This window comes from Peptoniphilus lacydonensis (genome assembly GCF_900106515.1).
GTDB classification, from domain to species: Bacteria; Bacillota; Clostridia; order Tissierellales; family Peptoniphilaceae; genus Peptoniphilus_A; species Peptoniphilus_A lacydonensis.
The window spans coordinates 1,331,080-1,343,268 of the sequence record NZ_FNWF01000003.1; the positions used below are offsets into that span (position 1 = coordinate 1,331,080).

The 12,189-nt window shown below is 30.9% G+C and carries 13 protein-coding genes; 12 read left to right on the plus strand and 1 reads right to left on the minus strand.

The genetic code is table 11. The features are described from left to right. Positions 1-4 precede the first annotated feature (4 nt). The 12 genes from BQ5450_RS07990 (at position 5) to BQ5450_RS08045 (ending at position 10,821) form a co-directional block, all read left to right on the plus strand. Positions 5-973, plus strand: coding sequence for an electron transfer flavoprotein subunit alpha/FixB family protein (locus tag BQ5450_RS07990; protein WP_010244486.1), 969 nt, complete (start codon positions 5-7; stop codon positions 971-973). A gap of 18 nt (positions 974-991) precedes the next feature. After that, positions 992-1,345 (plus strand): CidA/LrgA family protein, encoded by a 354-nt coding sequence (locus tag BQ5450_RS07995; RefSeq protein ID WP_071126509.1) that lies wholly within the window; start codon positions 992-994, stop codon positions 1,343-1,345. Next, positions 1,335-2,027 (plus strand): LrgB family protein, encoded by a 693-nt coding sequence (locus BQ5450_RS08000; RefSeq protein ID WP_010244480.1) that lies wholly within the window; start codon positions 1,335-1,337, stop codon positions 2,025-2,027. The genes BQ5450_RS07995 and BQ5450_RS08000 overlap by 11 nt, the downstream gene beginning before the upstream one ends. A gap of 393 nt (positions 2,028-2,420) precedes the next feature. Then, on the plus strand, positions 2,421-2,753 hold the full coding sequence (locus BQ5450_RS08005) for a hypothetical protein (protein WP_234347009.1): 333 nt from the start codon (positions 2,421-2,423) through the stop codon (positions 2,751-2,753). Beyond that, positions 2,746-3,753, plus strand: coding sequence for a V-type ATPase subunit (locus BQ5450_RS08010; protein ID WP_071126510.1), 1,008 nt, complete (start codon positions 2,746-2,748; stop codon positions 3,751-3,753). Before BQ5450_RS08005 ends, BQ5450_RS08010 begins: the two co-directional genes overlap by 8 nt. Then, the gene (locus BQ5450_RS08015; protein ID WP_010244471.1) at positions 3,734-5,671 is read left to right on the plus strand and encodes a V-type ATP synthase subunit I; all 1,938 of its coding nucleotides are present in this window, start codon (positions 3,734-3,736) and stop codon (positions 5,669-5,671) included. Before BQ5450_RS08010 ends, BQ5450_RS08015 begins: the two co-directional genes overlap by 20 nt. 14 nt (positions 5,672-5,685) lie before the next feature. After that, positions 5,686-6,108 (plus strand): ATP synthase subunit C, encoded by a 423-nt coding sequence (locus tag BQ5450_RS08020; RefSeq protein WP_010244467.1) that lies wholly within the window; start codon positions 5,686-5,688, stop codon positions 6,106-6,108. Beyond that, positions 6,108-6,422 (plus strand): V-type ATP synthase subunit F, encoded by a 315-nt coding sequence (locus BQ5450_RS08025; protein WP_010244464.1) that lies wholly within the window; start codon positions 6,108-6,110, stop codon positions 6,420-6,422. The genes BQ5450_RS08020 and BQ5450_RS08025 overlap by 1 nt, the downstream gene beginning before the upstream one ends. Beyond that, positions 6,423-7,064: a hypothetical protein gene (locus tag BQ5450_RS08030; protein ID WP_010244461.1), complete on the plus strand. Its 642-nt coding sequence runs from the start codon at positions 6,423-6,425 to the stop codon at positions 7,062-7,064. It begins immediately after the preceding gene. Beyond that, on the plus strand, positions 7,045-8,817 hold the full coding sequence (locus BQ5450_RS08035) for a V-type ATP synthase subunit A (protein WP_010244458.1): 1,773 nt from the start codon (positions 7,045-7,047) through the stop codon (positions 8,815-8,817). The genes BQ5450_RS08030 and BQ5450_RS08035 overlap by 20 nt, the downstream gene beginning before the upstream one ends. Beyond that, on the plus strand, positions 8,814-10,205 hold the full coding sequence (locus BQ5450_RS08040) for a V-type ATP synthase subunit B (protein WP_071126511.1): 1,392 nt from the start codon (positions 8,814-8,816) through the stop codon (positions 10,203-10,205). The genes BQ5450_RS08035 and BQ5450_RS08040 overlap by 4 nt, the downstream gene beginning before the upstream one ends. Then, positions 10,195-10,821: a V-type ATP synthase subunit D gene (locus BQ5450_RS08045; RefSeq protein ID WP_071126512.1), complete on the plus strand. Its 627-nt coding sequence runs from the start codon at positions 10,195-10,197 to the stop codon at positions 10,819-10,821. The genes BQ5450_RS08040 and BQ5450_RS08045 overlap by 11 nt, the downstream gene beginning before the upstream one ends. Positions 10,822-11,003: 182 nt before the next feature. Here the strand turns inward: BQ5450_RS08045 and BQ5450_RS08050 are convergent, their stop codons facing one another. Then, positions 11,004-12,188: a coenzyme F420-0:L-glutamate ligase gene (locus BQ5450_RS08050; RefSeq protein WP_071126513.1), complete on the minus strand. Its 1,185-nt coding sequence runs from the start codon at positions 12,186-12,188 to the stop codon at positions 11,004-11,006. Position 12,189 lies beyond the last annotated feature (1 nt).

The window sequence follows — 12,189 nt, forward strand, 5'->3', positions numbered from 1 at the left end:
CAAGATGAAAAATATATTAACTTATATAGAAATAAAAGATAGGGCTCCTATAAAGCTAAGCTTGGAGTCATTATCTAAGGCAAGTGAAATTGCAAAGGAAAAATCAACTGAATCTATTGCTCTAATTTTTGATGATATTGTTGATGAAGAAGTAGAAAAGCTAAAAGCAGCAGGTGCTGATAAAATTATAATTGTTAAAAGAGATGCTTACAATATGGAAGATTTTTCCAATACTATTGTTAAAGTTGCTGAAAAATATGATGCAGAAGATATATTTATCCCTGGAAGTCTTGATGGAAAAGATTTAGCAGCTAATGTTGCAGCTATTCTTGATACAGTTTCTGTTACTAATGTAATGGATATTAAATTTGAAGGGGACGAAGTTCACTATGTTACTCCATCTTATGGTGCAACAGTTTTAACTGTATCAAAGGTAAAAAAAGGGACTAGAATTATTGCTATAAGAAGTGGATCTTTTGATAAGAGAGATGATTTAGCTGGAAAAGGAGAAATCATAAAAGAAGAAGTTGATGAATTAAAAGATTTGAAAGCAGTTATAAGAGATGTTGTTACTTCAACAGAAGAAGTAATAAATCTTGAAGATGCACAAATTATTGTAACTTGTGGAAGAGGCGCAAGTTCAGAAGAAATTTATCCCCTTGTTAAAGAATTAGCTGATGTTCTTGATGCACCTATTTCTGGAACTAGACCAGTAATTGACGATGGAGTTTTGCCAAAGGCTTCACAAATAGGTCAATCTGGCAAAATTGTTTCTCCAAAACTTTACATTGGATGCGGAGTTAGTGGAGCAGTGCAACATATATCTGGAATTGAGAATTCAGATTTTATAGTAGCTATTAATAAAGATGAAGATGCTCCAATATTTAATATAGCTGACATTGGTATTGTTGGTGATTGTAAGGTTATTCTTCCCCTATTCACTGAAGAAATTAAAAAAATAAAAGAAAATTAATTAAAATAGGAGTTAACTATGAATTATTTAAAGGAGTTTGTAATCCTATGTGTATGTTTATTTTTAGGAATAATTACAAGACATCTTATTAATTTTCCTATTCCAGAAGCAGTATATGGGATGATTTATCTATTCATAGCTTTTGCCCTTAAAATTTTAGAACCTGACGATGTTAAAAAGACATCAAATGGTATTCTTCAAAATTTGGCAATATTATTTGTACCAGCAGGTGTTGGAATAATGAATAGTTATGACGAGATAAAAGGTAAGACTTTAACACTTGCTCTTATAGTAATAGTAGGGACAGGTATTACTATGGGATTAACTGGTAAGGTAATAGAAATATTGCAAAGGAGGAAAAATGCTAGATAATAAATATTTTGGGATTATTTTAACTTTTGCAACTTTCGAAATAGGAAAGATGATTAACAATAAATTAAAATCTCCAATTGCCAATCCACTTTTAATTTCAATTGCTATATGTATATTGTTTTTAAAACTTACTGGCATTCCTTATGAGTCCTATAAGCAAGGCGGAGATTTTATTATGTTCTTTATCGCACCTGCTACAGTTGCCATGGTAGTAGATCTCTATGAAAACTTAGAGGAATTGAAAAAGAATTTAATGCCTATTTTAACAGGTACAATTTTAGGTTCTATTATATCTCTCGCTTTTGTAATAATTGCATCAAAGTTTGTTGGATTAGATGAAAATTTAGTAGTTTCATCAACTCCACAATCTATTACAACGGCAATAGCAATATCTTTATCAGCGGAGTATGGTGGAAATTCTGCAATAACAGCAGTACTTGTAGTTCTCAGAGGAGTTACTGGAGCTGTGATTGCACCAATAATAATGAAAATATTTAACATAACAGATCCAACGGCACAAGGTGTTGGTATAGGAACATCATCTCACGCAGTTGGTACATCTGAAGCAAGAAAACTTGGCGAAATCCAAGGGGCTATGAGCGGTCTTTCAATTGCAGTAGCAGGACTTGTTACTGTAGTTTTAATGCCAATAGCTATGAAACTAATAACTGTATTATATTAAAATAAAATTTAAAATATAAATATAAAAATCGTACTTTAGAACTTAGATCACTTTGGTTTAAGTTCTTTTTTTGTTCAGGCATGAGAGAATATTTCAATAAGTAAATTACATAGAAAAAAATTGCTAAAGGATTTAAAATAGCTATTTTGAATTCGATAAAAACAGTTTTACAGAATTAAAAGTAAAAAAACTGCAAAATAAATAGTTTTTTTGGTAAAAAATATTTTATATAAACATTAGAAAAAGCTAATAAATATTTGTCTTCATTTTGCAAAAAAATATTCACTATGTGAAATGTGAAAATTAAATGAAATTATGCAAATTTATAAAAAGCTCTTGAAATCGAAGTTAAAAGGTCTATAATGAAGAACGTGTGAAGAAATAAAAAGAGTGGTGATATTTTTGAAAGAAAGCATAGATAGTATTTTAACAATAGATAAAAAAACCAGAGAACTTGTTCAAGATACTGATGAAGAGATTGAAAAGATAAAAAAAGATCTGAGAGAAAAACTTACAGACCTTGAGAATGAATCTATTGAAAAGTCTAAATTACTTGGCAAAGAAAAAAGTGATGAAATTTTATCTGAGTTTGAAGAAAAAGCTCAAAATTTGCGAAATGACAATGCAAGAAATTTAAAAGAGATTGAAAAATTTTACAATGAGAACTCTGATAGTCTTATTGAAAGTGCTTTTAATATGGTGATTGGAAGTAAAAGAGATGTTTGATGGTCTAAAGGCATTAAATGCAAAGATTTCAAAAATGTATTCAGATTTTTTGGATTATGATGATTTTGTAATAATGGCTGAAAAAGATTCCGCAAGAGAGGTGCTTTCTTATTTAAAAGAGAAGAAATTTCCTGACATAGATTCTTTTTCGGATATTTATGAAGTTGAAGAATTTTTAGAAGATTATAGGAGAAGACAAGTTTTAAAGCTTCGTGGATTTCTTCCTTTAAGATATAGAGATTTTTTGAAGGCTTATTTGGAAAGAAGCAATGTAGAAAAAATTTCTAAAATTTTAAGAGCTCTTAAAATGGGAAAAAGTCCAAAAGTGGATGAACTTATAATAGGTGGAAAAAAGATAAATTTTATAGATGAAACCTTTGAGTCTTTTATAGATAATTTAAAGGGAACTCATTATTATGACTCCATAAAAAATTATAAGTCTTCTAAGGATGAAGATGCACTTTTTTCCATTGAGATGAATTTAGATAAGTTTTATTATATGAATCTAACTGAGGCGGTGAAATCTCTATCTAAAGAGGACAGAGAAGAATTCAAAAAGATTTTTGGTGTGAATATTGATCTTTTAAATATTATTTGGATTTATAGGGCAAAAAAATATTACAATATTTCACCTGAAGAAATTTTTAATTTTACAATTTTTGGTGGGAATTATACTTCTGAAAAATTGCTACATCTTTCATATTTAGATGAAGAAGAATTTGAGGAAGAAATCAAAAATTCTAGATACTCTGTTTTGTTTTCTGGAGGAAGAGTTATTAGGACTGGAAGAACTGCAAAGAAGACCATGTATGGAATTGCAAGAAAAAACTTTAGAAAGACTGATGGAATTGGAAAGTTTATGAGCTTTTTGGTGCTTTTAGATTTTGAGATTGCAAATATTGAAAGAATTTTAGAGGGTACTAGATTTGGTCTTGATAAAGACGAAAAATTAAAATATATGATTGTAGATAGAGAGGGAAGTGAAAAAATTGGCCGTTGAAAAAATGAAGGTCGCTAATATCATTGGAAAGATTGATGATATGGATTCAGTTGTGCTGGACATTTTAAATTTAAATTGTATGCAATTTATGTCGGCTGAAGCTAATGTTGCTGATAACAAATTTATGTTTAGTCTTGACAATGAAGAAAACTTGGAGAGAAATCTAGAATTAAATTATATTTCTCCTGTTGAAGAAGATGAATCTCACAAGACTTCTGCTAAAAAGGCAGAAGAGATAATGAAATTCTTGGGAATTGAAGAAATTGATGAGTCTTATTTTGAAAAGGTAAATGTAGATGAGGATGTAGATTCCTTTGTGGCAAATATAAGTGAAAAAATTGATGAATATGAAAAGACTAAGGAAAATCTAAAAATTTTAGATACTTTGAAAGAGAATTATGAACTTTTTAAGAATGTAGATATTGATTTAAAGGATATTGCTGATTTAAAGTATTTTAACACTAGATTTGGTTTTTTAGATCAAGATGCAAGATATAGACTTAAAAAGAACTATGGGAATATTCTCGCTATGATTTATCACACAGGGACTGTGGATAATAGGGAACTTTTTCTTGTAATTTATCCTAAGGAAACTGAGAAAGATATAAATAGAGTTTTAAATAGTTTAAACTTTACAGAAGTTGAACTTCTTGGAGAAAATGTAGAGGGGACAGCAAATCTTATTTACAAAAATCTTGAAGAAGAAGAAGAAAAAGTAAAGAGAAAAATGTTTGAAATTGAAGAGTACAATAAGAATTTATTGGAAAATAGAAGTGAGGAACTAAAGACTACTCTTGCCCATATGCTTAGTTATGAAGAAATTGAAAAGGCAAAAAAGCATATGCTTAAGTCAAATAAATATTTTTATTTATCTGGTTGGATTGGAGATTCAGACAAGAAGAAGTTGGAAGATAAACTTTCTAAATATAAAAATATAGATATAGAATATGTAGATCCTAAAGATGAGGAAATGAAGACACCTACAAAGCTTAAAAATGCAAATTTTTTCAAGCCCTTTGAGCTACTGATAAATATGTATGGAACTCCAAATTATGAAGAGTTTGATCCCACTGTCATTTTTGGGATAACATACATGATTTTGTTTGGTGCGATGTTTGGCGATTTGGGTCAAGGGGCTGTGTTTGTAATTGCCGGACTTTTATTGACAAAAAAGAACAAAGACTTTGGAGGACTCTTAATAAGAATGGGAGCATCTTCAATGTTTTTCGGAGTGATGTATGGGTCAGTATTTGGCAGTGAAGAAATTATTCCTGCAATTTGGTTTAGACCTTTTGATAATATAGATGATACGCTTATAATTGCGATTTATTTTGGCATTATTTTACTTGCCATCTCCTATGGTATTGGTATTTACAATAGATTAAAAAATAACAAAGCAGATGAAGCCTTCTTTTCAAAAGAAGGTGTGCTTGGAGTTTTAATTTTTATAGCTATGATAAATATTGGAATAGCTGTAATGGGTGGAAATGCACCTCTTCCAAAGAAAATATCTGTTGGAATTTTAGTAGTAAGTCTACTTTTAATGTTATTTAAAAGACCAATACTTAAAGTTTTATTTAAGAAAAAACCTGAGGGCAGTGCATCTGATTATTATATTGAGTCCTCTTTTGGACTATTGGAAGCACTTCTTTCAACAATGAGTTCAATTATCTCATTTATAAGAGTGGGTGCCTTTGCGATAAACCACGTGGGTTTATTCTTAGCATTTAAAACTCTTGGAGAAATGGTTGGCTCAAGTGGAGGAAATATTGCAGTTTTAATTTTTGGCAATATTTTGATATTGGGTCTTGAAGGTTTAATTGTATTTATTCAATCACTTAGACTTGAATATTATGAAATGTTTAGCAAGTATTATAGTGGTGACGGAGTTCTTTTTGAACCCGACAGAATTTATTAAAGAGGAGTTTAAAGATGGAAAAGATTATTATTTTAGCAGTTTTGACAGTATTTTCAATGGTAGTTACAGGTTTTTATTTTATTCAAAAGGGAACGAATTCAAATAAAAAATTTGCTCGTGCACTTTTAAAATTAAATTTATTTGTTTTCGCACCAGTTTTTGTATTTGGTCTAATTACATTTGTACCACAAATGGCATCTGCAGCAACAGCAGCACCAGCATCAGGTAATGGCCTTGGATTTTTGGCAGCAGGTCTTTCAACAGGTCTTGCATCACTAGGTGCCGGAGTTGCTGTATCAAATGTAGGTTCTGCAGCAATTGGAGCTGTATCAGAAGATCCTAAGATTCTTGGTAAATCAATGATTTATTTAGGACTTGCAGAAGGTATTGCAATTTATGGTCTTATTATTTCAATTATGATTCTTGGAAGAATATAATGAGATCAATTCTTTTAACATCAAATGACGATATAATTAACGGCCTTCGCCTTGCAGGTGTAAGGTCTGTTAAATGTAAAGACAGATCTGAACTTTTAAAAAATTTTAAAGCTTATAAAAATGATGAAGAAATTGGGATAATAATTTTAACTTATTCATCTTTTAATGAAATAAAAGATGAAGTATTGGAATTTAAATTAACTGGAAAGCTTCCTTTAGTTGTAACTATTCCCGATTTAGATGGAAAGATGGAAGATGATTTTATTTTAAAATATGTAAGAGAATCTGTCGGTGTGAAAGCTGTAGGTGATTAAATGATTTTACTTGAAAACAAAATTGCCATATTCAATAAGATTGTCTATTTAAAGCAAAAAGAAGAGTGCGAAAATAAAATAAGAGAAGAAAAGGAAAAAGCAGAAAAAGTTTTAGCTGACAAAGTAGAAAAATTAAAAGAGGATGAAAAATCCTATGTGGATAGGAGAGTAGCTCTTGCAAAGAGAAGGGGTTATGAACTTATTGCATCAGTTGAAGAACAAAAAAGAGTTCTTTTCCTAGAAGAAGATGAAAAATTATTAAGAGAACTTCTCGAAACTCTTTCACAAAAACTTTTGGCTTTTACAAAGACAGAAGAATATGTAAATCTAGAAATAAAAAATTTTAGAGAAATATTAGATGAAATTGATGAGAAAAAAATTTATCTATATATAAAAAATGATGAAAATAAAGAGCTCGTTGAAAAATTCAAAGAGATAGCAAAAGAAAAGGGCATGGAATTAGAAATTGATGAGCTTTTTGATTATCATATTGGTGGTTTTATAATATCTGATGTGGATAAAACTTATAATATAAATTTATCTCTTAAAAATAAGTTAGACGATATGAGATATGAAATAGGCTCTATGCTACATGAAAAATTAAAAGAAAGAGGTGAAGTCATTGGAAAAGGCATTAATTAAATCAGTTGACGGACCAGTTGTAATTGGCAAGAATATGGCCGATTACAAAATTAGAGAAATGGTTCTTGTGGGCGAGAAAAAATTAATTGGCGAAGTTATTTCAATTGATGGAGACCTAGGAACAGTTCAAGTTTATGAAGAAACTGAAGGGCTAAAACGTGATGAAGATATTATATCCACTGGTGCACCACTTTCTGTAAAACTTGGGCCAGGAATGATAAGAGGGATTTTTGATGGGATTGAAAGACCTCTTGAAACTATTAAAGAAAAACATGGATCTTTTATGCCTGAAGGTATTGGTCTTATTTCTTTAGATGAAGAAAAACTTTGGGATGTAAAATTTAAAGTTAAGTTGCATGATAAAGTTTATGGAGGTCAAATTTTTGCTGAAGTGCCTGAAACTGATATTATAACTCACAAGGTTATGATTCCACCAGAAGTGGATGGAGAGATTGTAGAAATTTTGGAAGATGGAAAGTACAATATTGAAACAGTTCTCCTAAAAGTAAAAGATGAATTTGGAAAAATAAATGAAGTTAAAATGTACCAAAATTGGCCAGTAAGAATTCCTAGACCAGTTAAAGAAAGACTTCCCATTGACAAACTTCTTGTAACAGGTCAAAGAGTTTTTGATGTATTTTTCCCAATTGCAAAGGGAGGAACTACTGCAATACCTGGAGGATTTGGTACTGGAAAGACAATGACTCAACATCAAATTGCAAAATATTGCGATGCAGATATTATTATATATATTGGATGTGGAGAACGTGGAAATGAAATGACAGAAGTTTTGGAAGATTTTCCAAAACTAATAGATCCAAATACAGGTAAGGCACTTATGGATCGTACAATTCTTATTGCAAACACATCAAATATGCCAGTAGCAGCTCGTGAAGCTTCTATTTATACTGGTGTAACTATGGCAGAATATTTTAGAGATATGGGTTATCACGTTGCATTAATGGGCGATTCCACATCTCGTTGGGCAGAAGCACTTCGTGAAATTTCTGGTCGTCTTGAAGAGATGCCAGCAGAAGAAGGTTATCCTGCTTATCTTCCTTCAAGAATTGCAGGTTTTTATGAAAGAGCTGGATATGTAAAAACTCTTTCTGAAACTGAAGGATCAGTTACTCTTATCGGTGCAGTTTCACCAGCCGGTGGAGATTTTTCTGAACCAGTTACTGAAAATACAAAGAGATTTGTAAATGTATTTTTGGCACTTGATAAAGAACTTGCTTACTCAAGGCACTATCCTGCAATAAATTGGATGAACTCATATTCAGGTTACATTCCCCTTCTTAAAAATTATTACGATATGAGGCTTGATGGTGATCTTCCTGATTTGAGGATAAAATATTTAGATCTTTTGCACAAAGAAGCAAAGTTAAATGAAATTGTAATGTTAGTTGGAGAAGATGTTTTGCCAGATGAAGAAAGACTTGTTCTTGAAATCTGTCGTGTGGTAAAAGTTGGATTTTTGCAACAAAATGCGTTCAATCCAATTGACACTTTTGTTCCCCTTGAAAAACAATTTGAAATGTTAAAAACAATAGATAATCTTTACGAAAAGGGAAAGCAAGCACTTAAATATAAAATCCCAATTTCAGTTATAAAAAATGATGCACTTTATGGGAAAGTTATAAATATGAAGTATGATATAGAAAATGAAGATTTGAGAAAATTTGTAAGCTTAAATAATGAAATAAATGATTTTTATTTAAATCTTAGTACAACTTATGGTGATGAAGAATGAAAAAAGAATATTTAACACTTGATAGAATTGAAGGATCCTTATTAGAACTTTCAAATCTTCACAGAGTTAGCTATGGTGAAGTTGTAAGAATTAAATCAAAGGATGGAAAGAGATCAGAAATTGGTCAAGTAATAAAAGTTGACGAAGACAAAGCTGTTGTGCAAGTTTTTGGAAACAACTTAGGTGTTTCTACAAATAATACTAAAGTAGAATTTTCAGCACATCCCTTTGAAGTACCTCTTTCATCAGAAATTTTGGGAAGAGTCTTTAATGGGACAGCAGAGCCGATAGACAAGGGCGGTGCGATTTATTCAAGTGATGTTTATAATATCAATGGTCGTCCAATAAATCCATCTGCAAGAGAATACCCAAGAAATTTTATTCAAACAGGGATATCTTCAATTGATGGACTTATGACTCTTATTAGAGGACAAAAACTTCCAATATTTTCTGGATCAGGACTTCCACACAATGAAATTGCCGCACAAATTGTAAGACAAGCAAAAATTGCAGATGAAGATGGAGAAAATAATTTTGCTATAGTCTTTGCTGCAATTGGTGTAAAACATGATGAAGCAGATTTCTTTAGAGAAAGTTTTAAAAATTCTGGAGTAATTGACAAGGTAGTAATGTATATAAATTATGCTGATGATCCAATTATGGAAAGATTGATTGCGCCTAAATGTGCTCTTACAGCGGCAGAATATTTGGCTTTTGAAAAAAATATGCAAGTTTTAGTTATAATGACTGATATAACTTCTTATGCAGAAGCTTTAAGAGAAGTTTCATCTTCAAGGGAAGAAGTTCCTTCAAGAAAGGGCTACCCTGGACACTTGTATTCAGATCTTGCATCACTTTACGAAAGAGCTGGGATGACAAAAGATAGCAATGGTTCAGTCACATTAATTCCAATATTAACAATGCCAAATGATGATATCACACACCCAATACCAGACCTTACAGGTTATATTACTGAAGGACAAATCGTTGTAAGTCGTGATTTATTTTCAAAGGGAGTTTATCCTCCAATAGATGTACTGCCTTCACTATCAAGACTTATGAAAGATGGAATTGGAGAAGGATACACTAGAGAAGATCATCCAGATTTATCTTCACAATTATTTGCATCTTATTCAAAGGTACAAGAAACAAGGGCTCTAGCTCAAATTATTGGTGAAGATGACATATCTGATGATGAAAAATTAGTTTTAAAATTTGGGAATGAATTTGAAAAAAGATTTTTGACTCAAGACCAAAATGAAAATAGAGATATAGAAGAAACATTAAATTTAGGATGGGAACTTTTAAAAATACTTCCACCTGAAATGATTGATAGAATTGATCCTAAGTTAAAAGAAAAATATTTAGGTGATGATAATGGCAATTAAGGTCACACCGACAAAAGCAAATTTAATAGCGTCAAAAAATGCTCTTATGTTGGCAGAAAAGGGATATGATCTTCTCGACAAAAAAAGAACAGTCCTCATAAAAGAAATGATGGATTTAAATAAAAATGCAAAAAAGCTTCAAGATGAAATAGAAGAAAAATTTGGAAATTCTTATTCTGAATTAGTTGAAGCAACAATTTCAATGGGTGCTCTTTCTTTAAAAGAAATGGGAGAGTTTGCACCTCTTGAGGATGAATATAATATTCTATCTCGATCAGTAATGGGTCTTGAACTTCCAAAAGTAAAATATGAAAAAAGAGATGTGAAAGCTGAGTATTCGCTTCACAAATCAAATGCTGCCTTTGACAGGGCAAAGATAAATATTGAGGAAATTCTTCCTGTTATTTATGAACTTGCAGAGATAGAAACTTCGGTTTTTAGGCTTGCAAATGAAATAAAAAAGACTGCAAAAAGGGCAAATGCTCTAGATAAAATTCAAATTCCAAAATATAAAGATATAATTAGAGAGATAGAAGAAATTTTGGCAGAAAAAGAAAGAGAAGATTTCTTTAGACTTAAAAAAGTAAAAAATAAGAAAAATAGAAAGAGCAAGTAACTCCTTGGAGTACCTGCTCTTATTTCTATAAGGTTCTATGATATCTGTTGGGGAGTAAATCTCTAACAGATATTTTTATATAAAAAATTTGCACTTATACGCATTTAGTCCTAAACTTAAAATAGAACAAAAAAAGCGTTGAAAAAACAACGCTTTAATAAAAATTATTTAATTTTAAAATACTATTCTGTGGCGAAGTTGTCGAAGTAACCTTGTATTAAAACTACAGGAGTTCCCTTGTCGCCAGATCCACTTGTGAGGTCACACAAACTTCCTAGTAAATCAGTTATTCTTCTAGGAGTTGTGCCTAGGGTTTCGTCTTTACCAACTAAATCTTTATTTTTGTGGGAAATTTTTTCTTTCATTGCAGCAGTTGCAGTTTCTGTGTCCATATCTTTTAAATCAGTATCTGCAATGTATTTTATTTTAAGTTCACTTGGAGTTCCGCTAAGGCCTTTAGTGTGAGCAGGGGACACTACGGGATCTGCAAGTTCCCATATTTTACCAACGGGATCTTTAAAAGCTCCGTCGCCATAAATCATAACTTCAATTTCTTTGTTGTATTTTTCGTTTAATTTTTTTTGAACTTCATTTACAAAAGTTTCTCCATCTCGTGGGAAAAGTTTTAATTTTGTTTCAGATGCGAAGTTTGATCCAAGTAGACCAAATTCTTTATTGTAACCACTGTCATTAATTGATTCATTTAGTAGATCGTCAAGACCTAGAACAGTTTTTGCACCTTGATCTTTTAAAATTCTTTTTATATCAAATCTTGTATGAGTAGATCCAATTAAAATTTCGTCAGTATAATTTAAAATTGTCTTTGGGTCATTTGAAAAGTGTATTTCACAGTTGCCATTACAAATTTCTTTATAAAGAGTAACATAATCAATTCCAGTAAATTCATGTTTTACAACTTCACCAAAAATTTTTCTGTAATCTTTTTCTTCTAGAACATCCATGAAAGGATTTATTTTAGTTTCATATAGAAGGTTTGGATCCATTAGTGAATTTCCAACTTCGTCAGAAGGATAAGAAAATAGGAAATGAACTTTTTTTCCTGATTTTGCAATTCCTCTTAAGATTGTTGAAAATCTATTTCTACTCAAGATAGGAAATACTATCCCAATTTCTCCATCATATTTTTTATTTATATCTTCTGCTATATCAGAAGTAGTTACATAATTATTTTGAGCTCTAGCAACTAATGATTCTGTTACAGCGACAACATCCTTATCGTGCATAGAAATATTTTCTGATTCAATAGCCTTATCTAGGGAATCTACGACAATATCAACTAGATTGTCTCCACTTTTTACAATCGGAGTACGGATTCCACGTACAACTGTTCCAATGTATCTTTGCATA